The organism is Streptococcus sp. cx1 (assembly GCF_052384325.1).
GTDB classification, from domain to species: Bacteria; Bacillota; Bacilli; order Lactobacillales; family Streptococcaceae; genus Streptococcus; species Streptococcus salivarius_G.
Map to the genome: position 1 here is coordinate 51,379 of NZ_JBQSUN010000007.1, position 23,908 is coordinate 75,286.

At 41.2% G+C, this 23,908-nt stretch carries 22 protein-coding genes; 20 read left to right on the forward strand and 2 right to left on the reverse strand.

Annotated features, from left to right (window positions below; all coding sequences use genetic code 11):
• Window positions 1-171: 171 nt before the first annotated feature.
• The 10 genes from uvrA to nusB all read left to right on the forward strand — a co-directional run bounded on the left by uvrA (window position 172) and on the right by nusB (window position 8,329).
• Complete coding sequence (gene uvrA / locus ACT170_RS09355) at window positions 172-2,997, forward strand: excinuclease ABC subunit UvrA (RefSeq protein WP_444818243.1); 2,826 nt, start codon at window positions 172-174, stop codon at window positions 2,995-2,997.
• A 93-nt stretch (window positions 2,998-3,090) separates the two neighbouring features.
• The gene (locus ACT170_RS09360) at window positions 3,091-3,333 is read left to right on the forward strand and encodes a DUF3923 family protein (protein WP_155211885.1); all 243 of its coding nucleotides are present in this window, start codon (window positions 3,091-3,093) and stop codon (window positions 3,331-3,333) included.
• A gap of 170 nt (window positions 3,334-3,503) precedes the next feature.
• The gene (locus ACT170_RS09365) at window positions 3,504-3,653 is read left to right on the forward strand and encodes a hypothetical protein (RefSeq protein ID WP_022496292.1); all 150 of its coding nucleotides are present in this window, start codon (window positions 3,504-3,506) and stop codon (window positions 3,651-3,653) included.
• Window positions 3,654-3,674: 21 nt separating this feature from the next.
• Window positions 3,675-3,890, forward strand: coding sequence for a hypothetical protein (locus ACT170_RS09370; protein ID WP_444818244.1), 216 nt, complete (start codon window positions 3,675-3,677; stop codon window positions 3,888-3,890).
• Window positions 3,891-4,155: 265 nt separating this feature from the next.
• Window positions 4,156-5,016, forward strand: a complete 861-nt coding sequence (locus ACT170_RS09375) for a thioredoxin family protein (protein WP_014632606.1) — start codon at window positions 4,156-4,158, stop codon at window positions 5,014-5,016.
• Between the two features lie 214 nt (window positions 5,017-5,230).
• Window positions 5,231-6,292, forward strand: a complete 1,062-nt coding sequence (locus ACT170_RS09380) for a M24 family metallopeptidase (protein WP_444818245.1) — start codon at window positions 5,231-5,233, stop codon at window positions 6,290-6,292.
• Between the two features lie 18 nt (window positions 6,293-6,310).
• Window positions 6,311-6,766 (forward strand): deoxycytidylate deaminase, encoded by a 456-nt coding sequence (locus ACT170_RS09385; RefSeq protein ID WP_002884736.1) that lies wholly within the window; start codon window positions 6,311-6,313, stop codon window positions 6,764-6,766.
• Between the two features lie 115 nt (window positions 6,767-6,881).
• Window positions 6,882-7,442, forward strand: a complete 561-nt coding sequence (gene efp, locus ACT170_RS09390) for an elongation factor P (protein WP_002891830.1) — start codon at window positions 6,882-6,884, stop codon at window positions 7,440-7,442.
• A 70-nt stretch (window positions 7,443-7,512) separates the two neighbouring features.
• Window positions 7,513-7,902 (forward strand): Asp23/Gls24 family envelope stress response protein, encoded by a 390-nt coding sequence (locus tag ACT170_RS09395; protein WP_002884704.1) that lies wholly within the window; start codon window positions 7,513-7,515, stop codon window positions 7,900-7,902.
• Complete coding sequence (gene nusB / locus ACT170_RS09400) at window positions 7,895-8,329, forward strand: transcription antitermination factor NusB (RefSeq protein WP_002884506.1); 435 nt, start codon at window positions 7,895-7,897, stop codon at window positions 8,327-8,329. The genes ACT170_RS09395 and nusB overlap by 8 nt, the downstream gene beginning before the upstream one ends.
• 89 nt (window positions 8,330-8,418) lie before the next feature.
• Here the strand turns inward: nusB and ACT170_RS09405 are convergent, their stop codons facing one another.
• Both ACT170_RS09405 and ACT170_RS09410 read right to left on the reverse strand, forming a co-directional pair.
• Window positions 8,419-9,384 carry a LacI family DNA-binding transcriptional regulator gene (locus ACT170_RS09405; protein ID WP_245085344.1) on the reverse strand — a complete coding sequence of 322 codons (966 nt, stop codon included), beginning with the start codon at window positions 9,382-9,384 and terminating at the stop codon, window positions 8,419-8,421.
• 8 nt (window positions 9,385-9,392) lie between these two features.
• The gene (locus ACT170_RS09410; protein WP_444818246.1) at window positions 9,393-10,835 is read right to left on the reverse strand and encodes a sucrose-6-phosphate hydrolase; all 1,443 of its coding nucleotides are present in this window, start codon (window positions 10,833-10,835) and stop codon (window positions 9,393-9,395) included.
• Window positions 10,836-11,024: 189 nt separating this feature from the next.
• Here ACT170_RS09410 and ACT170_RS09415 point away from each other — a divergent pair, with 189 nt between their 5' ends.
• The 10 genes from ACT170_RS09415 (at window position 11,025) to recG (ending at window position 23,901) form a co-directional block, all read left to right on the forward strand.
• On the forward strand, window positions 11,025-12,926 hold the full coding sequence (locus ACT170_RS09415) for a sucrose-specific PTS transporter subunit IIBC (protein WP_038676753.1): 1,902 nt from the start codon (window positions 11,025-11,027) through the stop codon (window positions 12,924-12,926).
• A 180-nt stretch (window positions 12,927-13,106) separates the two neighbouring features.
• Window positions 13,107-14,000 (forward strand): fructokinase ScrK, encoded by an 894-nt coding sequence (gene scrK, locus ACT170_RS09420; RefSeq protein WP_084915301.1) that lies wholly within the window; start codon window positions 13,107-13,109, stop codon window positions 13,998-14,000.
• Window positions 14,001-14,065: 65 nt separating this feature from the next.
• Window positions 14,066-15,013 carry a mannose-6-phosphate isomerase, class I gene (manA, locus tag ACT170_RS09425; protein ID WP_175061516.1) on the forward strand — a complete coding sequence of 316 codons (948 nt, stop codon included), beginning with the start codon at window positions 14,066-14,068 and terminating at the stop codon, window positions 15,011-15,013.
• Between the two features lie 2 nt (window positions 15,014-15,015).
• Complete coding sequence (locus ACT170_RS09430; protein WP_002884428.1) at window positions 15,016-15,360, forward strand: hypothetical protein; 345 nt, start codon at window positions 15,016-15,018, stop codon at window positions 15,358-15,360.
• A gap of 182 nt (window positions 15,361-15,542) precedes the next feature.
• Window positions 15,543-18,092 carry a preprotein translocase subunit SecA gene (secA, locus tag ACT170_RS09435; RefSeq protein WP_002884211.1) on the forward strand — a complete coding sequence of 850 codons (2,550 nt, stop codon included), beginning with the start codon at window positions 15,543-15,545 and terminating at the stop codon, window positions 18,090-18,092.
• A 23-nt stretch (window positions 18,093-18,115) separates the two neighbouring features.
• A complete protein-coding gene (locus ACT170_RS09440; RefSeq protein ID WP_444818247.1) occupies window positions 18,116-19,147 on the forward strand; it encodes a 3-deoxy-7-phosphoheptulonate synthase in 1,032 nt (343 codons plus the stop codon).
• A gap of 84 nt (window positions 19,148-19,231) precedes the next feature.
• Entirely contained in the window at window positions 19,232-20,260 is a 1,029-nt protein-coding gene (locus ACT170_RS09445; protein ID WP_444818248.1) for a 3-deoxy-7-phosphoheptulonate synthase, read from the forward strand.
• 5 nt (window positions 20,261-20,265) lie between these two features.
• On the forward strand, window positions 20,266-20,619 hold the full coding sequence (acpS, locus tag ACT170_RS09450; protein ID WP_014632616.1) for a holo-ACP synthase: 354 nt from the start codon (window positions 20,266-20,268) through the stop codon (window positions 20,617-20,619).
• Window positions 20,620-20,646: 27 nt separating this feature from the next.
• Window positions 20,647-21,750, forward strand: coding sequence for an alanine racemase (gene alr / locus ACT170_RS09455; RefSeq protein ID WP_048790094.1), 1,104 nt, complete (start codon window positions 20,647-20,649; stop codon window positions 21,748-21,750).
• A 120-nt stretch (window positions 21,751-21,870) separates the two neighbouring features.
• A complete protein-coding gene (gene recG, locus ACT170_RS09460; protein ID WP_275043116.1) occupies window positions 21,871-23,901 on the forward strand; it encodes an ATP-dependent DNA helicase RecG in 2,031 nt (676 codons plus the stop codon).
• Window positions 23,902-23,908: the final 7 nt, after the last annotated feature.

Consider the following 23,908-nt stretch of genomic DNA (forward strand, 5'->3'; position numbering starts at 1 on the left):
GGGACGATGTTCCTTGCCTTTTTCAGACACTCCAATATTATACTACATTTGAAACATTTTTGGGCTGGATAAATTGAAATTTTGTTATAATATGAGAGAAAGTCGGGATGGATTTTCCATCCGTCTGTAGAAAGGAGTGGCCGTAGCTTCTGGGTTAGGGTCTCTTAAAATATGCAAGATAAGTTAGTGATTCATGGAGCAAGAGCTCACAATTTAAAAAATATCGATGTGGAGATTCCGCGTGATAAACTGGTGGTGGTGACGGGCTTGTCAGGTTCTGGTAAGTCTTCTTTGGCCTTTGATACCATCTATGCAGAGGGGCAACGTCGTTATGTTGAAAGTCTCTCGGCTTATGCCCGCCAGTTTTTGGGAAATATGGAGAAACCTGATGTGGACTCGATTGATGGTTTGAGTCCTGCCATCTCCATTGACCAGAAAACAACAAGCAAAAACCCTCGTTCGACGGTCGGAACGGCAACAGAGATTAATGACTATCTTCGTCTTCTTTATGCCCGTGTGGGTGTTCCTTATTGTCCTAATGGTCATGGGGCCATTCAGTCATCCTCTGTGGAACAGATTGTGGACGAGGTTCTAGCTCTTCCTGAGCGTACGCGTATGCAGATTTTAGCGCCGATTGTTCGTCGTAGAAAAGGGCAACACAAGGCCGTTTTTGAGCGTGTACAAAAGGACGGTTATGTTCGTGTTCGTGTAGATGGTGAGATTTACGATGTCACAGAAGTGCCAGAGTTGTCTAAGTCTAAAATGCATAATATAGAAGTAGTTGTAGACCGCTTGGTGAATAAGGATGGTATCCGTAGTCGTCTCTTTGATTCGGTGGAGGCGGCCCTACGTTTAGCAGATGGCTACTTGATTGTGGATACCATGGATGATAATGAACTGCTTTACTCAGAACATTATTCTTGTCCGGTTTGTGGCTTCACAGTGCCAGAGTTGGAGCCTCGTCTCTTTTCATTCAATGCGCCATTTGGCTCTTGTCCGACCTGTGATGGTTTGGGTAATAAACTGGAAGTTGATATGGATTTGGTTATCCCTGATGCTAGTAAGACCTTGCGTGAAGGTGCTCTGGCGCCTTGGAATCCTATTTCGTCCAACTATTATCCAGCTATGCTTGAGCAGGCTATGGAGCAGTTCGGCGTGGATATGGATACGCCATTTGAAGATCTTAAAAAAGAAGAACAAGATTTGATTCTCTACGGATCTGGGGATCGTGAATTCCATTTCCATTATGTTAATGATTTTGGTGGGGTGCGTGATATTGATATTCCTTTTGAAGGAGTTGTGACTAATATCAATCGTCGCTATTACGAGACCAATAGTGATTTCACTCGCAATGTCATGCGAGGTTATATGAATGAGCTGTCATGTCCAACTTGTCATGGCTATCGTCTTAACGAAGCAGCACTCTCAGTTCGTGTTGGTGGTGAGAATGGTCTCAATATTGGTCAAATCTCTGATTTGTCTATTTCAGATCATCTTAAGGAAATCGATAACCTTGAATTAGGTGAAAACGAGGGAGTGATCGCTCGTCCAATTGTTAAGGAAATCAAGGATCGCTTGACTTTCCTAAATAATGTAGGTCTTAATTATTTGACTCTCTCTCGTATGGCTGGAACTCTTTCAGGTGGTGAGAGTCAGCGTATCCGTTTGGCGACACAGATTGGCTCTAATCTTTCTGGAGTCCTATATGTTTTGGATGAGCCTTCTATTGGGCTTCATCAGCGTGACAATGATCGCTTGATTTCAAGTCTTAAAAAGATGCGTGACCTTGGCAATACCTTGATTGTGGTGGAGCATGATGAAGATACCATGCGTGAGGCTGACTGGCTTATCGATGTGGGACCTGGTGCTGGTGCCTTTGGTGGGCAAATCATGGCTTCGGGAACTCCAGAGGAAGTGGCTAAGAACAAGAAATCAATCACCGGGCAATATTTGTCAGGTGCTAAATCAATTCCTGTACCGACGGAACGTCGTGTAGGTAATGGTCGTTTTATCGAGGTTACAGGAGCTAGCGAAAATAACCTTAAGAATGTGTCTGTCAAGTTTCCACTTGGAAAGTTGATTGCAGTCACAGGTGTTTCTGGTTCGGGAAAATCGACTTTGGTTAACGGAATTCTCAAGAAAAAAATTGCCCAAGAGCTTAATCGTAATAGTGAGAAGCCAGGTAAACACAAATCAGTGACAGGAATCGAGCATATCGAGCGTTTGATTGATATTGACCAAAGTCCAATTGGGCGTACACCTCGTTCTAATCCAGCGACTTACACAGGCGTCTTTGACGATATTCGTGATCTGTTTGCTCAAACCAATGAGGCCAAGATTCGAGGTTATAAGAAGGGGCGTTTCTCTTTCAATGTCAAGGGTGGCCGTTGTGAAGCCTGCTCTGGTGATGGTATTATCAAGATTGAGATGCACTTCCTACCTGATGTTTATGTTCCTTGTGAGGTTTGCCATGGCACACGCTATAATTCAGAAACCTTAGAAGTTCGTTATAAAGGAAAAAATATTGCGGAGATTCTGGATATGACAGTTGATGACGCAGTTGACTTCTTTGCGGCTATTCCTAAGATTGCTCGTAAGGTACAGACTATCAAGGATGTAGGACTTGGGTATGTGACCCTGGGACAACCAGCAACAACCCTCTCAGGTGGTGAAGCCCAACGTATGAAGCTAGCTAGTGAGTTGCACAAACGCTCTACAGGGAAGTCTTTCTATATTCTAGATGAACCTACGACAGGTCTTCATACAGATGACATTGCGCGTCTCTTGAAGGTGTTGCAGCGTTTTGCGGACGATGGGAACACTGTTCTCGTAATCGAGCACAATCTGGATGTTATAAAGACCGCAGACCATATCATTGATTTGGGTCCTGAAGGCGGTGTCGGTGGAGGTACCATCGTAGCTACAGGGACTCCAGAAGAGGTAGCAGCTGTTCCAGAAAGCTACACTGGACAATATTTGAAAGAAAAATTGAAATAAAGGAAAAAGGCTCTCGGAGTCTTTTTTTGCTTTAGGCTAATTTAAGTTGAGCTTGCTATCCTACAGTTAAGAAAAACAAAAAGGAGTTGTATTATGGTTAAAAAGCGTTTTTTCATAGGCTTTAACGGCATTCTACTAGCCCTATTTCTAGATATTTGTCTTTTGATTAGCATTCGTACAGTGGATCATCATGGCCATTTTCAATCAGCAACAGATAAATGGGAAACTTTGCTTTATGTCATAGGATTTTATTTTAGTTTCCTCCTTTTTGAAGTTATTTTTTATCTTATTGTAAGACATCGTAGAAATAAGCAAGTTTTGGAACAGGTTTTATAAAGGCCTGTCTTTTTGTGTTTAGTGATAGTGACATCTATGTCACTATTTTTTTGAAAAAGAGGAACTTATAATGACATTGTAGCTAAACTCACTAGGTTTTAAAGACAGCAAGTCTTTGAATAGTCCAAGTAGTTATTGCTGTAATTTTTGAAAATAAAGGAGAAATAAGAATGCGTACTAAAGCATATGGCGAAGAGCTAACTGCTGAAACCTTAGAAAATGTCACAGGAGGTAATTTTGTATATAGGCCCAAGACTTTTCCTGAACGATTAGGTTGGGACAGATGGTGGTTAAAAAGAAAATATCCTTATGGCGATTAGAAGTTAAGATGAGGACCAGATATGGAAAATAAGAATATGGATAAACAGAAAAATAATCTTATTAGAAGCTTAAGCATTGTTATCGTGATTGTCTGGCTATTTATTGTGATGATAAATGCTACGCTAAGTTTCACCGAAGGCGTTGCTTTTATTGACCATTGTCTCGTCTGGTCAACACTTTCGCTAGCTTTTTCTTTGTTTGCGCTTAGGGTAGCGGGTAAGGACAAGGAGAAATGATTTTCTCTGCTAATTACTATAGTCTCAGGTTGAGTTTATATACTTAGCCTTTTCTTTTGTCTTTAATCCTATGGAATGGTGACATCTATGTCACTATTTTTTATCTTGTTAAGCTCTTATAATGAAGTCATAGCTTGAACTTAGTTGTTAAAGCGCTAATTAAATAGAAAAAGGAGAGAAACATGGTAATTAGTGTCATGGTACCCTTGCTTTTGTTAATGGGTAAAAAGTAAGATGTCACACAGTAAACAAATAAGGAGAACACATGAAGAAAATACAATTTATTTTGATGGCGAGTTTTGTTTTAGGTACTTGTCAGTTAGCAGTGCTTAGTGGTGCAGCAGATGAGCTAGATGTTAGGGAGGTCGCTACAGAGCTAGCCAGTGATTTTGTTGAAAATGGTGAAGTAGGGAGTGTGCAAGATTCTTCCGAAACAGCTTCCGAACAAGTGGTTGAGAAGGCTGAATCTAATAGTGAGACAAAGGAAAATCCTCTTCTTCCATCATCACAGACAGGAGTGGCTGAGACAGAAGTGAGGTCCGAAGAGGTTTCGGTTGAAACTTATGAAAAGAATCTTGAAAACCTGAAGCAGGTCTCTTATAGTGATGTCACAAATATGTTGACTGAAGATGGTGGGGACCATATCCTTTATGTTGGCCGGCCAACCTGCTATTATTGTCGTCAAAATTCTCCAGTTTTGAAGGATTTCAATACCCTGATTGATGGTCAGCTTCTTTATTACAATACAGATTCGGATCAGCTGGACCGTGAGTCTCGTAAAATACTATTTGATAAGCTAGGTATTCCAGGGACTCCAAGTGTCATTCGTCTCAAAAATGGTCAATTGGTTTCTGGCTATCTTGGCAGTGCTCCAGATGCCCAAGCTATTTATCAGGCTGTTTTTAAGGAAGAAACTGAGAAAACGGAGACACCAGAGGGAACAGAGGTAGTAGAGAAGGCGGAAAATCCCTTACCTGAATCCCCCTCTGAAGATACTATCAAGTATGGTGGTGAGAATACAGTTAATCATACAGACCAGTCTGTTAATAGCCTAATGTCTCAAATTAAGCAAGTTTTTAGGAATCTAACAGACCTGCTTATAAGTCTTTTAGGGAAATTTTTCTAACAGACTATTTTCTACGTCGAGAAATAAAAGAATTTATCAAATATGATTACCAACTATCTACGAAAAGCGAGCCTTTGTATAATGCTAATAAAGTCAGAGTTTCATCTGGCTTTTTCTTTATGACATCAAAAAAACAATCTAAAATGTCAATTTAATCCTTTAAAGTCTGAAAATTTGGTATAATTAACCTAAAATACCAAAGGAGTAATTCATAATGCAACGTAGACTTGAACGATTTGATGCCAAACTTTCCCAATCAGGCCTTGATGCCTTGTTGGTGACAGGACAAAAAAATATCTATTATTTAACAGATTTCTGGGGGACAAATGCGACTGTCTTCATTACTAAGAATCGTCGCCTCTTCTTAACGGATTCACGTTATACCCTCATTGCCAAACAATCCGTGCATGGCTTTGATATTATCGAAAGTAAGGACCCACTTAAGGATATTGTTAAAATTATCGAGGCTAATAAACTGGAAACAATCGGATTTGATAATCAGGTATCATTTGCTTACTATCAAGGTCTTCAAGCGATTTTTGAAGGCTACACTTTATCACCACAAAGCAACTTCATGGAAGAGTTGCGTATGATCAAGGACGAAAAAGAATTGGCAACTATCCGTAAGGCTTGTTCTATCTCGGACCGTGCCTTTACAGATGTACTTGATTTTATTAAACCAGGTCAAACAACAGAACTACAAGTGGCAAACTTCCTAGATTTCCGTATGCGTGAGTACGGAGCTTCAGGGGTTTCCTTTGAGTCTATCATTGCTTCAGGTTACCGTTCTGCTATGCCTCATGGGGTTGCTTCAGAAAAGGTTATCCAATCTGGTGAAACCTTAACGATGGACTTTGGTTGCTACTACAACCACTACGTTAGCGATATGACTCGTACTATCCATATTGGTGACACCACTGATGAGGAGCGTGAAATTTATGATATCGTTCTACGTTCTAACCAGGCCTTGATTGACGCAGCTAAGGCTGGTATGACACGTCGTGACTATGATAAGGTTGCGCGTGATGTTATTGTCGAAGCGGGGTACGGTGACTACTTTACACATGGTATTGGACATGGTATCGGTCTTGACATTCACGAGATTCCTTACTTTGGTAACTCTGATGAGACTATCGAAGCTGGTATGGTCTTGACGGACGAGCCAGGTGTTTATTTGGCTGGTAAATACGGTGTTCGTATCGAAGATGACATCATTATCACAGAAAATGGTTGTGAATTGATTACCCTTGCGCCTAAGGAATTGATTGTTCTCTAAGATTTGGAGGAATACTTTATGCCAAACCGTTTATCTTGGCAAGATTATTTTATGGCTAATGCAGAGCTGATTTCTAAGCGTTCTACGTGTGATCGTGCCTTTGTTGGAGCTGTTTTAGTCAAGGACAAGCGTATTATCGCTACAGGTTATAACGGCGGAGTTTCTGAGACTGATAACTGTAACGAAGTAGGCCACTATATGGAAGATGGTCATTGTATTCGTACGGTACACGCAGAGATGAATGCCCTTATCCAATGTGCCAAAGAGGGGATTTCTACCAAAAATACAGAGATTTATGTGACTCATTTTCCTTGTATCAACTGCACCAAAGCTCTCTTGCAAGCTGGTATTGTTAAGATTACATACAAGGCCAATTATAGGCCCCATCCCTTTGCGATTGAATTGATGGAACAAAAAGGCGTTTCTTATTTGCAACATGATGTTCCAGAGGTTCACTTAGGAATGGATGACTAGCTTGTTCTTTGAAAAAAGCCTGAGGATTGGGCTTGAATCTATAAAACATTTGAGCCATGCTATCATTTATGGTAAAATAAACTGATAATAATTTTTTACAAAGAGGTATTTAATAATGATTGAAGCAAGTAAACTCCGTGCGGGTATGACTTTCGTAACTAACGATGGCAAATTGATCAAAGTTCTTGAAGCTAGCCACCACAAACCTGGTAAAGGTAACACAATCATGCGTATGAAATTGCGTGATGTTCGTTCAGGTTCAACTTTTGATACTAGCTATCGTCCAGAAGAAAAATTTGAACAAGCAATCATCGAAACAGTACCAGCACAATACTTGTACCAAATGGATGATACTGCATACTTCATGAACACTGAAACATATGACCAATATGAAATCCCAGTAGCCAACGTTCAAGAAGAATTGAAATTTATCCTTGAAAACTCAGACGTAAAAATCCAATTCTACGGAACAGAAGTTATTGGTGTTCAAGTGCCAACAACTGTTGAATTGACTGTTACTGAAACACAACCATCAATCAAAGGTGCAACAGTTACAGGTTCAGGTAAACCTGCAACACTTGAAACTGGTCTTGTGGTTAACGTTCCAGACTTTATCGAAGCTGGTCAAAAATTGGTTATCAACACAGCTGAAGGTACTTACGTATCACGTGCCTAAGCCCAACTAAGTCTTTCAAACCACTGGTTTGAAGGCTTTATTTTCCAAACTAACGGAAAGGAAACATGCGATGACTACAGAAAATATCGGTGAAATTGTAATTGCCCCTCGCGTGCTCGAAGTGATTACAGGTATCGCTGCAACTAAAGTGGAAGGTGTTTACGCCCTTCAAAATAAAAATGTTACGGATAGTCTCAGCAAAACAAGCTTGGGACGTGGTGTTTACCTCCGAACAGAAGAAGATGGTACTGTAAATGCTGATATCTACGTCTCACTTCAGTATGGGGTTAACGTACCAGCGGTTTCAATTGAAATTCAAAAGGCTGTTAAAGCAGCTGTCTATGATATGGCAGAAGTGGCAATTTCAGAAGTCAATGTTCACGTTGAATCTATTGTTACTGAAAAGTCACAAAAACCAGACTTGGCTGAATTGTTTAACGAGGATTTTTTGAATGACTAATATCTTTAAAGATTCACGTCGTGACCTTCGTGAGCGTGCTTTTCAAACGCTTTTTGCCCTTGAATTTGGTGGAGAAGCTCTGGAACAAGCACATTTCGCTTACACTTATGACAAGCCAATTGACGAAGAAACTGAAGTTGATGTACCAGCCTTTCTTCTTAGCCTAGTAACAGGTGTCCGTGAAGAGTTGGCCCAACTTGATAGTCAAATTGAAGAAAAGTTGAAAGAGGGTTGGAGCCTCTCACGTTTGATTGTGACAGATCGTACTCTCCTTCGTTTGGGACTTTATGAAATCACGTCATTTGAAGAAACACCAGGACGTGTAGCTATTAACGAAATCATTGAAATCGCTAAAAAATATTCTGATGAAACATCTGCTAAGTTCATTAATGGTGTACTTAGTCAGTTTGTGACAGATGAAGCATAAGCAAAAGAAGTTGAACGTTGTTTCAACTTCTTTTTTTCTACAAATGTAACAAGAAAAAGTCGCAAGCGGAGATTTCTTGCGACTTTCATTTATATACTGCCACCAGCAATCAGACTCACTGGAAGTACATAATCACGATTAACTGTTTTGCCTTTAATTTTCTTGAGAAGAATTTCGACACAAAGCTTAGCAATTTCATCCAAAGGTTGTTGGATAGTTGCTAACTCTGGGTAGAAGTGACGGATAAAGGCGGTACCGTCATAACCGATGATTTTTAGGTCATCTGGGATAGAAAGCCCCAATTGTCTAGCTATCTTCATAACCAAGATAGCTGTTAAATCGTCCGAAACAAAGATGCCATCTGGTTTTTCACGAGAGATAATAGATTTGATGTCTAATTCTCGTCGCATGAGAGACAAATCGTTTGGAACAGGACAAATAATGCCTTCTTTGTCCAATTCATAATTAAAACCTAGTTGACGAAGTCCTGTTGGAGAATCCGAATTATCATAGCCTGTAATCATGACAATGCGTTGACAGCCAGCCTTGACCATAGCTCTTGCGGCTAACTTGCCACCTTCAAAGTTGTCAGACGAAACAATAGGAATCTTTGGGGCGAGATTACGGTCGAAGGCAACGATGGGAGCTTCAACCTTCTCATAATCCTCAATACCAAGATTGTGACTAGACGAGATGATGCCGTCACATTGGTTGGCGGCAAGCATCTCCAAATAGTCCCTCTCCTTGTTAGGATCATGTTCACTATTACAAATAATGGTTTTATAGCCTTGCTTAAAGAGTTCATCCTCAAGACGTTCAATAAGTTCGGCATAAAATATATTGGAAATATTTGGGAAAATCAAGCCAACGAGTTTGGCCGACTTTCCTTGAAGACCTCGAGCTAAATTATTAGGTTTATAGTTGAGTTCTTGCATAGCAGCGTGAACTTTGTCAATGGTCTTCTGTGAGAGGTAGCCCTTTTTGTTTATGACGCGAGAAACTGTGGTTGGGCTCACACCAGCCAGTTCGGCAACGTCAGTAAGCTTTGCGACCATAAATCACCTTAGTATTTCAAGTCGAAGTAGTGCCCAGAAACGTTTCCTGATGTTACTTTGATACCAGTTTGTTCTGCACTTGGGAAAACACGACTAGTGAAGACTTTCTCACCTTTGTTGAAGTAAATTTCAACGATTGAGTTATCTACAAAGATGTTTGCTGTTGCAGCTTGACCGGCATCAAGTGTACATTCACGACTTGTTCCAAAGTCAGTAGCATATTGTTCACCAGCTTTAGAACGGTCAAGGATAACTTTTCCGTTCTCAGTATCAACAGTAAGTGACAAGCCATTTCCTTCTTGGTCTGCGAAGAGGACAAGTTCTGTTTGAGTGTTAGCTTCAAAGTTAAGTTCAAGCTCGTAAGTGTTAGTTGTTGCCGTTTTTTCAGAGAAATCTTCTTGACTAGCACGTAAGCTTGTAATAGCTTCTACCGGGTATTGGTAAAGTTTACCATCTTTGATAGATAATTCTTTAACCAAGCTCATAGCACCTTGGTAGTCGTATTTGTCAGTTGGATAGTCCACGTCTGGGAGACCAATCCAGCTAACAATAAGGGCACGACCATCAGGAGTGTTAAATCCTTGAGTAGCATAAGCTTCGAACCCGTAGTCCAAGTTAATAATTGGTGTGCCATCAACAAGGGCAGATTTCTCAGGGTCGAAATCTTGGAAAATCTTATAAGTATTAGGATAAATATTGCCATAGTCAAGTTCAGCTTTATCAAGACCTTGTGGGCTATAAAGAAGAACAGGTTTGGTATCTACAAAGACAAGGTTAGGACACTCAATCATGTATTCTGAGCCAGTACCACCAAAGTCTAGGTCTCCAACTTCAACCCAGTTTTCTACATCATTATCAACAGCTTTGTAAAGTTTGATATAACCTTGTTTATCGTGGTTTTGAGCACCTACGATAGCGTAGAATTGTCCCTTGTAATCGAAGATTTGAGGGTCACGGAAGTGTTCAGTAGCATCAGCAGGTTGCTTGATAAGAACCTTGTCGAATTTTTCGATTTTGCCGTCTTTATCCATCCAGGCACCGATTTGACGTGGGTCACGAACCCAATTTTCATCACGAACGTTACCTGTGTAGAAGATAAAGAGTTTATCACCAATTTGATAAGCAGAACCTGAGTAGGCACCGTGGCTATCATTTTCATGGTCTGGCAAGAGTTTGACACCAGTTTCTGTAAAGTGAACCAAGTCTTCAGATTCAGTATGCACCCATTGTTTCAAACCATGAGCAGCTCCAAAGGGCCAACTTTGGTAGAAGAGTTGGAACTTACCATTAAAGTAAGAAAAACCGTTTGGGTCATTAAGTAGACCTGTTTCTGGTTCAATATGGTAGCTTGCACGCCAAGGTGATTTAGCAACATTTTCTTTAATTTTTGTTTTTTCTTCGTTTGTCCAATCTGCGTATGGACGGTAACGAACTTCTGTTGGTAGATTCATATAAAGTGATCTCCTAATCTATTTGTTAGTAATATAGTAAACGTTTTACCTAGAAAAATCAACGATTTATCATAAAAAAATAAAAAATTATGCTAAACGGTTGACATATGATATAAAGATGCTAAAATAGTTATCGTAAAGAAAAGCTAAACGCTTTCATACCAAATTTTATTAAGGAGATTTTTGCAAATGGATAACAAACAAATTGCAAAAGAAGTCATCGATGCCCTCGGTGGACGTGAAAACGTCAACAGTGTTGCTCACTGTGCGACTCGTCTACGTGTGATGGTTAAAGATGAAAACAAAATCAATAAAGAAAAGGCTGAGAACATTGAAAAAGTTCAAGGTGCTTTCTTCAACTCAGGTCAATACCAAATGATTTTTGGTACAGGTACTGTTAACAAGATTTACGACGAAGTCGTTGCTCAAGGTCTTCCAACAGCATCTAAAGACGAACAAAAAGCAGAAGCTGCTAAACAAGGGAACTGGTTCCAACGTGCTATCCGTTCATTCGGTGACGTTTTCGTTCCATTGCTTCCAGCAATCGTAGCGACTGGTCTTTTCATGGGTATCCGTGGAGCAATCAATAACGATACAGTTCTTGGTTTGTTCGGTACAACATCAAAAGCTTTTGCTGCTACAGATTTCTACACTTACACAGTTGTATTGACAGATACAGCCTTCGCCTTCTTCCCAGCCTTGATTTGTTGGTCAGCCTTTAACGTATTTGGTGGTTCACCACTTCTTGGTTTGGTTCTTGGTTTGATGATGGTTAACAACGCCCTTCCTAACGCTTGGGATGTTGCATCAGGTGCTGCTAAACCAATCTACTTCTTTGATTTTATTCCAGTAGTAGGTTACCAAAACTCAGTGCTTCCAGCCTTCTTCGTAGGTTTGCTTGGTGCTAAGTTCGAGCAATGGGTTCGTAAATGGGTTCCAGATGTTCTTGACCTTCTCTTACGTCCACTTATCGTCTTTGCAGTAATGTCAGCTTTGGCCCTCTTTATCATTGGTCCTGTCTTCCATACTGTTGAAAGCTATGTTCTTGCTGCTACAGAATGGATTCTTAACTTGCCATTTGGTCTTGCTGGTCTTGTTCTTGGTGGAGTTCACCAAGTTATCGTCGTTACAGGGGTTCACCACGTCTTTAACTTGCTTGAAGCTAACCTCATTGCTAATACTGGTAAAGATCCACTTAACGCTATCATCACAGCTGCTATGACTGCCCAAGCTGGTGCGACACTTGCAGTGGGTGTTAAAACTAAAGATGCTAAATTGAAAGCACTTGCTTTCCCTGCAACTCTTTCAGCGGTACTTGGTATCACTGAACCAGCTATCTTTGGGGTTAACCTTCGTTTCGGTAAGCCATTTATCATGGGTCTTATCGCTGGTGCTGCCGGTGGTTGGTTGGCATCAATCCTTAACCTTGCTGGTACAGGATTTGGTGTAACAATCGTTCCTGGTACTCTTCTATACCTTAACGGTCAAGTACTTAAGTATGTGATTATGGTACTTGTAACACTTGCTCTTGGTTTCGCTCTTACTTGGATCTTCGGTTACAAAGAGGAAGAAGTTGAAGCTCAAAAAGAAGTTGTTGCTGAAGATATTGCATCTGCAGAATCAGCTCCAGTTGCATTGCAAGCTGAAACAATCGCTGCACCACTTAAAGGTGAAGTTGTAGCTTTGGAAAATGTTAATGACCCAGTCTTCTCATCAGGAGCTATGGGTAAAGGTGCTGCTATCAAACCTTCAGGTAACCAAGTAGTTGCACCATTTGATGGTGAAGTGCAAATCGCCTTCCCAACAGGTCACGCTTACGGTCTTAAATCTGATAAAGGTGCTGAAGTGCTTATCCACATCGGTATCGACACTGTCTCACTTGAAGGTAAAGGATTTGATGCTAAAGTTCAAGCAAATCAACGTATTAAAAAAGGTGATGTCTTGGCTACCTTCGATAGCTCAGTAATCACTGAAGCAGGTCTTGACGATACAACTATGGTTATCGTTACAAACACTGCAGACTTCGAAGATGTTTCATCAGTAGCGACTGGTTCAGTTGCTGAAGGTGCAGACTTCATCGCAGTTAAATAATAAGCTAGAAAAGTCGAAGTCAATTCGGCTTTTTTAGTTAAAAGTCTCATAAAGAAAAGTATGAAGCAGAGTAGTCTGTACCTTGTCAAATAAGGCCTCATTTAGATTGTCTTTTATCCTGCTTTTATTTATAATAGTATAAATAGTTATTATTGATCATAAAAGGAGATAGCTTTACCTATGGCTAAACTTTACGGAAGCTTGGAAGCTGGTGGTACAAAATTTGTTTGTGCTGTCGGTGATGAGAAATTCCAAGTCGTTGAAAAAACTCAATTCCCAACAACTACACCTTACGAAACAATTGACCGTACTATTGAATTTTTCAAACGTTATGAAGATCAATTGGCTGGAATTGCAATTGGTTCATTTGGACCAATTGATGTTGATCCAAACTCTGAAACATATGGTTTTGTGACTTCAACACCAAAACCACATTGGTCAAATGTCGACCTTCTTGGTTTGATTGCTAAAGAGTTTAATATTCCTTTCTACTTTACGACTGATGTTAACTCATCTGCTTATGGTGAGACACTTGTTCGTAAAGGTGTTAAGAGCCTTGTTTACTACACTATCGGAACAGGTATCGGAGCTGGAGCTATTCAAAATGGTGAATTCATTGGTGGTATGGGTCATACTGAAGCTGGTCACGTATATGTACCGCTTCACCCAAATGATGTTTCCAATGAATTTAACGGAACTTGTCCATTCCACCGTGGCTGTTTGGAAGGTTTGGCTGCTGGACCATCGCTCGAAGCTCGTACAGGTATTCGTGGTGAATTGATTGATCAGCATTCTGAAGTTTGGGATGTCCAAGCTTACTATATTGCTCAAGCTGCTGTCCAAGCAACAGTCCTTTACCGTCCAGAAGTTATCGTCTTTGGTGGCGGTGTTATGGGGCAAGAACACATGCTTCGTCGTGTTCGTGAAAAATTCACAGCTCTTTTGAATGGTTACCTTCCAGTACCAGATGTAAATGAATATATTGTGACACCTGCTGTTTCAGGTAATGGTTCTGCGACGCTTGGTAACTTCGCACTTGCTAAAGACGTAGCTGACAAACACTCACGCAAATAAGCAAAATATGTAAAATCGCTTTAAGACATGATCTTAAGGCGTTTTGCTCTATACAGGAGGATGTAATGGAACCTTTATTTTTAGATTCGCCAATGCATGAAAAAATCTGGGGAGGTAATCGCCTTAAGACAGAGTTTGGTTATGATACTCCCAGTGAACACACTGGCGAATACTGGGCAATTTCTGCCCATCCTAATGGTGTATCCTATGTCAAAAACGGAAAGTATGCTGGTTTCCACCTGGCAGAGCTTTACAAGGATAAACCAGAACTTTTTGGAAATCCCAAGACTAGTGTTTTTCCTTTGTTGACAAAGATTTTGGACGCTAATGACTGGCTCTCAGTACAAGTACACCCTGATGATGCCTATGGGCTAGAGCACGAAGGTGAGCTAGGAAAGACAGAATGTTGGTATATTATTGATGCTGAAGAGGGTGCAGAAATTATTTATGGTCACAAGGCTAAGACAAAGGAAGAGCTGGCATCCTTGATTGAAGCAGGTGATTGGGATGGACTTTTATCGAAAACTCCTGTTAAGAAAGGTGACTTTTTCTTTGTACCAAGCGGTACCATGCATGCTATTGGTCCAGGTATCCTTATCTTAGAAACTCAACAATCTAGCGATACCACTTACCGTGTCTATGATTTTGATCGTAGGGATGATCAGGGCAATAAACGTGAGCTTCATATTCAACAGTCTCTTGATGTCTTGAATTTAGGGGACCCAGAAAATAGCGTCCCAGCAACTGTTAAGACCTTGCAATTAGAGTCGACTTGTTTGACATCAAACTCCTTCTTCGCCGTATATAAATGGAAACTCAATGGCTTGGTTGACTTCAAACAATCAGCTCCTTATTTGCTTTGTTCAGTACTTTCTGGCAATGGGACTATGACTATCGATTCACGCATTTATTGTCTAAAAAAAGGTGATCACTTCATTCTTCCAAATGATGTGACAGATTGGGAAATTGATGGACAATTGGAGATGATTGTCAGTCACCCTAACGAGGCTTAGGTATGAGTAATGAAAAAGTTTTAGCTGCACTATTTGAGCGTATTGAGATCGGCAAATCCTATTATTTTGAGGGAGCTTACTATCGTCTAAAAGACTATGGAGATCACATTTATGGCTTACAACGGGCCATTCCTGGGATGTGCGGTGAAAAAACGGCTTCCCCTAGCATCAAATTTTACTGGAAAAATGGTGTCTTGGACTATCAATTCTACGTTGATTTTGAAGCTAGCCCTATGATAATGAAGGCCTATAGTAGCACCGACCATGCCTTCTTTGAGCAGGCTTTTGAAAATCTCTTGCATGATTTTGAGGATATCCTAGAGAGCCAAGAGAACTCTAAGAAGTAGTTTTAAAGCATTATTGTCGATATTTTCAGTGAATCTAATAAAAAAGTTTTCGTTTATTTGCAAATCCATTGTGAAAGCCCTTAAACTAGGGCTTTTTTCTTTGTCAATCCTTGAGTGATTTCTTGTTTAAAGGGGGCTTTTGTGGTAAAATATGGAGATAAAGACTGTCGAAAGGAAAAAAGATGGCAAATATATTACGCAAAATCATTGAAAATGATAAAGGCGAAATTAAGAAACTAGAAAAAACTGCCAAGAAAGTCGAGAGCTATGCTGATGCAATGGCAGCTCTTTCAGATAAAGAACTTCAGGCAAAAACAGAAGAATTTAAAAAACGATATCAAAACGGAGAAAGCCTAGATCAACTCTTGCCAGAGGCATTTGCAGTTGTTCGTGAAGGGGCAAAACGTGTCCTTGGACTTTTCCCATATCGTGTGCAAATCATGGGTGGTATCGTTCTTCACCATGGTGACGTCCCAGAGATGCGTACAGGGGAAGGGAAAACCCTGACTGCGACAATGCCTGTTTACCTAAATGCTATTTCAGGTGAAGGTGTGCACGTTATCACCGTTAACGAATACCTTTCAGAGCGTGATGCGACTGAAATGGGTGAGCTTTATAGTTGGCTTGGTTTGTCAGTAGGGATTAACCTTTCAGCCAAATCGCCAGCTGAAAAACGTGAAGCTTATAACTGTGACATCACTTACTCAACCAACTCAGAGGTAGGTTTCGACTATCTTCGTGATAACATGGTTGTTCGTAAGGAAAACATGGTACAACGTCCATTGAACTATGCCTTGGTCGATGAGGTTGACTCGGTTCTTATTGATGAAGCCCGTACACCATTGATCGTATCAGGACCTGTAAGTTCAGAAACTAACCAATTGTATCATCGTGCAGATGCCTTTGTTAAAACATTAACAGAAGACGATTATGCCATTGATATTCCAACAAAAACAATTGGTTTGAATGACTCAGGTATTGACAAGGCTGAAGAATTCTTCAATTTGGACAACTTGTACGATATTGATAATGTTGCCTTGACTCACTATATTGACAATGCCCTTCGTGCCAACTACATCATGTTGCATGATATTGACTATGTGGTCAGTCCTGAGCAAGAAATTCTTATCGTTGACCAATTTACAGGTCGTACCATGGAAGGTCGTCGTTTCTCAGATGGACTCCACCAAGCCATTGAGGCAAAAGAAGGTGTGCCAGTTCAAGAAGAAACGAAGACATCTGCCTCAATCACTTACCAAAATATGTTCCGTATGTACAAGAAATTGTCAGGGATGACTGGTACTGGTAAGACTGAGGAAGATGAATTCCGTGAAATCTATAACATGCGAATCATTCCGATTCCAACTAACCGTCCAATTCAACGTATTGACCACGACGACCTTCTTTACCCAACCTTGGATGCTAAATTCCGTGCTGTGGTACAAGATGTTAAACGTCGTTATGAAAAGGGACAGCCAGTCCTTGTTGGTACGGTTGCCGTTGAAACATCTGACTTGATTTCTAAGATGTTGGTTGAAGCAGGCATTCCTCATGAAGTGCTTAATGCTAAAAACCACGAAAAAGAAGCGCATATTATCATGAATGCGGGTCAACGTGGTGCCGTTACGATTGCGACCAACATGGCCGGTCGTGGTACCGATATCAAACTTGGTGAAGGTGTTCTTGAACTTGGTGGACTTTGTGTTATTGGTACAGAACGTCACGAAAGCCGTCGTATTGATAACCAGTTGCGTGGTCGTGCGGGACGTCAAGGGGACCCAGGGGAATCTCAATTCTACCTTTCACTTGAAGACGAATTGATGCGTCGTTTCGGTTCTGATCGTATCAAGCAAGTCTTGGAACGTTTGAATGCTGATGATGAAGATATCGTTATCAAATCACGTATGTTGACACGCCAAGTGGAAGCGGCTCAAAAACGTGTCGAAGGAAATAACTACGATACTCGTAAACAAGTCCTTCAGTACGATGACGTTATGCGTGAACAACGTGAAATCATCTATGCTGAGCGTTATGATGTTATCACAGCAGAACGTGACCTTGAACCTGAGATTAAGGCTATGATTAAGCGTACGATTAACCGTACGGTAGATGGTCACAGCCGCAATGATCAAGAGGAAGCTCTTAAAGGTATCTTGAACTTTGCTCGTCAGGCCTTGGTTCCTGAGAATGCCATCTCACTTGAAGATTTACGAGAAGTGGGAGAGGTAACGAAACGTAGTGTTAATTATGACGCTATTAAAGTTTACTTGAATGAGTTAGCAGATGATGTTTATGATCGTCAAATCAAGAAATTGCGTTCAGAGGAAGCTATCCGTGAATTCCAAAAAGTCTTGATTTTGATGGTTGTTGATAACAAGTGGACGGACCACATCGATGCCCTTGATCAATTACGTAATGCCGTTGGTTTGCGTGGTTATGCCCAAAACAATCCAATCGTTGAGTATCAATCTGAAGGGTTCAAGATGTTCCAAGATATGATTGGGGCAATTGAATATGATGTGACACGTACAATGATGAAAGCACAAATTCATGAACAATCTCGTGAAAATGTGAATGAACGTGTTTCAACAACAGCAACAGGCAATATCCAGGCTCACCAAGCAGATGCTAATGGTCAAGAAATTGACTTTAGTAAGGTTGGTCGTAATGACTTCTGTCCATGTGGCTCTGGTAAGAAATTTAAAAATTGTCACGGTCGTAAACAATTTTAGGAAAAAAGAAATAGGTAATTATTATGGTTTTTAAAGCAGTAAGTGAAAAAATTGTTTTTGATGCAGTTAAAGAATCAACTACATTGACAGGTGAAGCCCTTGCCAAGAAACAAGCTCGTGATAAAGAGCTTGAAGCAATCATCAAGGGTGAAGATGACCGTACGCTATTGGTTATTGGTCCATGTTCATCTGACAATGAGGATGCAGTTCTTGATTATGCTCACCGTTTGGCTAAACTTCAAGAAGAAGTTAAAGATAAAGTCTTTATGGTTATGCGTGTCTATACAGCTAAACCTCGTACAAATGGTGATGGTTATAAAGGACTTGTACACCAACCTGATGCTGAAGGGAAACCAAACCTAATTAACGGTATCAAGGCTGTGCGTAACCTTCACTACCGTGTTATCACTGAAACTGGTATCACAACTGCTGATGAAATGCTTTACCCAGAAAATCTTCCTTTGGTAGATGACCTTGTGTCATACATTGCCGTTGGTGCACGTTCTGTAGAAGACCAACAACACCGTTTTGTTGCGTCAGGTATTGATGTTCCAACTGGTATGAAGAATCCAACATCAGGGAACCTTAACGTGATGTTTAATGGTATCTACGCCGCACAAAACAAACAAAACTTCCTCTTTAACGGTGAAGAAGTTGAAACTCCAGGGAACCCATTGGCACACGTTATTCTTCGTGGTTCAACGAATGAATATGGTAAAAACGTACCTAACTTCTACTATGATGATGTGCTTGAAACAATTGAACACTATGAACAAATGGGCCTTGAGAATCCATTCATCGTTATTGATACAAACCATGATAACTCAGGTAAACGTTACTTAGAACAAATCCGTATCGTTCGCCAAACCTTGATTAACCGTGACTGGAATGAAAAAATCAACAAAGTTGCACGTGGTTTCATGATTGAATCTTACCTTGAAGATGGTCGTCAAGATGCACCAGATGTCTATGGTAAATCAATCACTGACCCATGTCTTGGTTGGGATAAGACAGAAGAATTGATTCGTGAAATCCACGATACTTTGTCAAAATAATAAGGTAACAGAAACCATATATGGGGAGTGAACCGTTTGGATGACCAAGCGGTTCGCTCTCTTTTCACAAAGAGAGGGAAATAGATGGGAATTCATCAAAATAGTCCGCTGATTGATGTAGCGGAAGTAAGGAAATTGCATGCTCTTACGGGAGACGCACTAGTAACTAAACAGGCTAATGATGAGGCCTTGGCAAAAATTATCAAGGGTGAGGACAAACGTATTCTCTTGGTTATTGGTCCATGTTCATCTGATAATGAAGAAGCCGTTCTTGACTATGCTCACCGTTTGGCCAAACTTCAGGAAGAAGTGAAGGACAAAATCTTTATTGTTATGCGTGTTTATACAGCTAAACCACGTACTAATGGGGACGGTTATAAGGGGCTTATCCACCAGCCAGATGCAGAGGGTGATGTAGACCTTCTTGCTGGGGTTAAGGCGGTTCGCCACCTTCAGTCACGTATTATTACTGAAACAGGCCTTCCAATCGCTGACGAGATGCTTTATCCGTCAAATCTTTCCTTCTTTGATGATCTGCTTAGCTATCACGCTGTTGGAGCACGTTCTGTCGAGGACCAAGAACACCGCTTTGTAGCTTCAGGTATTGATGTGCCAATTGGCTTGAAGAACCCAACGTCAGGGAATTTGAATGTCATGTTTAATGGTATCTATGCTGCGCAGAACCAACAGCATTTCCTTTACAATGGTGCTGAAGTTAAAACAGATGGTAACCCACTCGCTCACGTTATCCTGCGTGGTGCCAACAATGAAAGTGGGCAAAATATTGTTAACTACCATTACGAGGACTTGGTTAAGGCATTGGACAAGTATAGTGCACTTAATCTGGAAAATCCATTTATCCTTGTTGATACTAACCATGACAACTCAGGTAAAAACTTCATGGAGCAAGTTCGTATTGTGCGTGAAGTCCTTCTTAACCGTGAGTGGAATGAGCGTATCGCGGATACCGTGCGTGGCTTTATGATTGAGTCTTACCTTGAGGATGGTCGTCAAGACACACCTGAAGTTTATGGTAAATCAATCACAGATCCTTGTCTTGGTTGGGATAAGACTGATAGCCTTATTCGTGAAATCCACAATCAACTTTCGTAACAATTATGATTTTTGGACATGGTATAGACTTGCAGGAAATTTCAGCTGTTAAAAAGGCTTATGACCGCAATCCACGCTTTGCAAAAAAGGTATTGACACCAAAAGAGTGGGAGCGTTTTGAATCCCTTTCTGGCAATCGTCAGATGTCCTATTTAGCAGGTCGCTGGGCTGGTAAGGAAGCATTTTCAAAGGCCTGGGGTACAGGTATTGGAGCAGTCGGGTTTAAGGATATTGAAATTTTGACCAATGACAAGGGAGCTCCAGTGGTGACCCAGTCGCCTTTTGAAGGCAATGTCTTCATCTCGATTTCCCATAGCGGTGATTTTGTTCAGGCAAGTGTCATTTTAGAAAAAAACTAAGAGATAGATGTTGGAAGAGGATAGCTTATGATTTCAAGTTTACATCGACCAACCTTGGCAAAGGTTGATCTATCAGCAATTTCAGAAAATATTGAACAAGTGGTTAGTCACATCCCTAAACAGGTGCAGACTTTTGCAGTTGTTAAGGCCAATGCTTATGGTCATGGCGCTGTCGAAGTGGCCAAGCATGTATCTAAGCAGGTGGATGGTTTTTGTGTTTCCAACCTAGACGAGGCGCTTGAACTTCGTCAAGCTGGCTTAGAACAACCGATACTTATTTTAGGAGTAGTCTTGCCAGACGAGGTTCCTTTGGCTATTCAAGAAAACATCACGCTGACGGTAGCTTCGCTAGAGTGGTTGGAAATGACTAAGAATCAAGGGCTTGATTTGACTGGTTTAACCTGTCATATTAAGGTTGATTCAGGTATGGGTCGTATTGGGGTGCGTAGCCAAGGGGATGCGGATAGCTTGATTGCTGGTCTGAAATCACTTGGTGCGAATGTCGAAGGTATTTTTACTCATTTTGCAACGGCTGATGAGGCAGATGATAGTAAATTCAAGCGTCAATTGGCCTTCTTCACGGATTTGGTTAATAACTTGGTGGACCGTCCTCGCTTGGTACACGCTAGCAACTCTGCGACAAGCATCTGGCATGCAGAAACAGTCTTTAATGCGGTACGTCTGGGTGTCGTCATCTATGGTCTCAATCCTAGTGGCAGTGTTTTAGACCTTCCATATAACATTCGTCCTGCTTTAAGTTTGGAGACAGCACTTGTTCATGTTAAGACCTTGCCAGCAGGTCAAGATGTGGGTTATGGTGCAACCTATACGACGACAGCTGATGAGGTTATTGGAACCATTCCGATTGGCTATGCGGATGGTTGGACCAGAGATTTACAAGGTTTCCACGTTATTGTGGATGGACAGCTTTGTCCTATTGTTGGGCGTGTGTCTATGGACCAAATCACTGTTCGCCTTCCTAAGGTTTATCCCCTAGGAACTCCTGTTACTCTTATGGGTGAAAATGGAGGAGCAAGCATCACTGCGACAGAGGTGGCTGAAAAACGTGGTACTATCAACTACGAAGTTCTTTGTTTGCTTAGTGATCGTGTACCTCGTAGCTATGATTAATATAAATAAAAAGAGAAATCCAGTTTGATACTGGATTTTTTGATTTTAGTGAAGACCATTTTCATGTGTTATAATAGCTGATAAGGCTTCCTCTTTCACGAGGAGAAGAACACGATAGAAATGATAGAGGATATGATTCGACTAGATTCACCAATTGCGGATTTGAAAGGTTTTGGTCCTAAGTCCGCTGAAAAATTTACCAAATTAGATTTGCACACGGTTGGGGACCTCTTGCTTTATTTTCCTTTCCGATATGAAGATTTTAAGAGTAAGTCTATCTTTGAACTGATGGATGGCGAAAAGGCTGTTATTACGGGAACGGTGGTGACACCTGCCAATGTGCAATATTATGGCTTTAAACGTAATCGTCTGAGTTTTAAAATCAAGCAAGGAGAAGCAGTGATTGCCATTAGTTTCTTCAACCAGCCTTATCTTGTGGACAAGATTGAGATGGGGGCAGAAGTGGCTATTTTTGGCAAATGGGACCAGAAGAAGTCTGCAGTGACTGGTATGAAAGTGTTGGCTCAAGTTGAGGACGATATGCAGCCAGTTTACCATGTGGCCCAAGGCGTTAGTCAGGCCCAGCTGATAAAGGCAATAAAGGCAGCTTTTGATAGTGGGGCCTTGAATTTATTGGAGGAGAGTCTCCCACAGGTGCTTATGGACAAGTATCGTCTTATGGGACGCCAAGAGGCTGTGCGTGCCATGCATTTTCCGAAAGATTTGGCTGAATATAAGCAGGCTCTACGTAGGACCAAGTTTGAGGAGCTCTTTTATTTCCAGATGAACTTACAGGTGCTGAAGGCTGAGAATAAGTCCGAAACCAATGGTATAGCAATTGCTTACGATGAGGCCAAAATCAAAGCCAAAATTGCAGAATTACCATTCCCCTTGACAGAAGCCCAACAGCGCAGTTTATCGGAAATCCTAGCTGATATGAAATCTGGAGCTCATATGAACCGTCTTTTGCAAGGAGATGTGGGCTCAGGGAAAACAGTTATCGCTAGCCTGGCTATGTATGGGGCCTATACGGCAAGATTGCAGTCTGCTCTCATGGTACCGACGGAAATCTTAGCAGAGCAGCATTATCAGAGTTTGCAGGGGCTTTTTCCTGAGCTAGAGGTAGTGCTCCTAACTTCTGGGATGAAGGCAGCGGACAAAAAAGTAGCTCTTTCCAAAATCGAATCTGGGGAGGCTCAGATGATCGTGGGGACTCACTCACTGATTCAGGATGCTGTGACTTATCACAGGCTTGGCCTAGTAATTACTGATGAGCAACACCGTTTTGGGGTTAATCAACGTCGTATTTTCCGTGAGAAAGGTGATAATCCTGATGTCCTCATGATGACAGCGACACCTATCCCTAGGACCTTGGCGATTACTGCCTTTGGAGAGATGGATGTGTCAATCATTGACCAGATGCCGGCTGGGCGTAAGCCCATTATTACCCGTTGGGTTAAACATGAGCAACTAGATACCGTACTGACTTGGATCAAGGGTGAGTTGGAAAAAGATGCTCAGGTCTATTTTATCTCACCTTTGATTGAAGAGTCCGAGGCTCTCGATTTGAAAAATGCGGTGGCCCTTCATCAGGAACTCACAGATTTTTTTGGGGATTTAGCTACAGTGGCTCTGATGCACGGTCGCATGAAAAATGATGAAAAAGACCAAATTATGCAGGACTTCAAGGAAAGAAAGTCTCAGATTTTAGTATCAACCACAGTTATCGAAGTAGGGGTTAACGTGCCAAATGCTACAGTCATGATCATTATGGATGCCGACCGCTTTGGACTTAGCCAGCTTCACCAACTTCGAGGACGTGTAGGTCGTGGCCATAAGCAGTCCTACTGTGTCTTGGTGGCCAATCCTAAAAATGATACTGGAAAAAAACGCATGCAGGCCATGTGTGAGACTACGGATGGTTTTGTTCTAGCAGAAGAGGACCTAAAAATGCGTGGTTCAGGAGAAATCTTTGGAACACGTCAGTCAGGAATTCCTGAATTTCAAGTGGCTGATATTGTGGAAGACTATAATATTTTAGAAGAAGCAAGGCGCGTGGCCAGCCAAATTGTATCTGACCCTAACTGGCGTGAGAATGCTGATTGGCAGGTGCTTGGAGCTCATTTGAGAAGCCAAGGCGAGTTTGATTGAGGAGGAA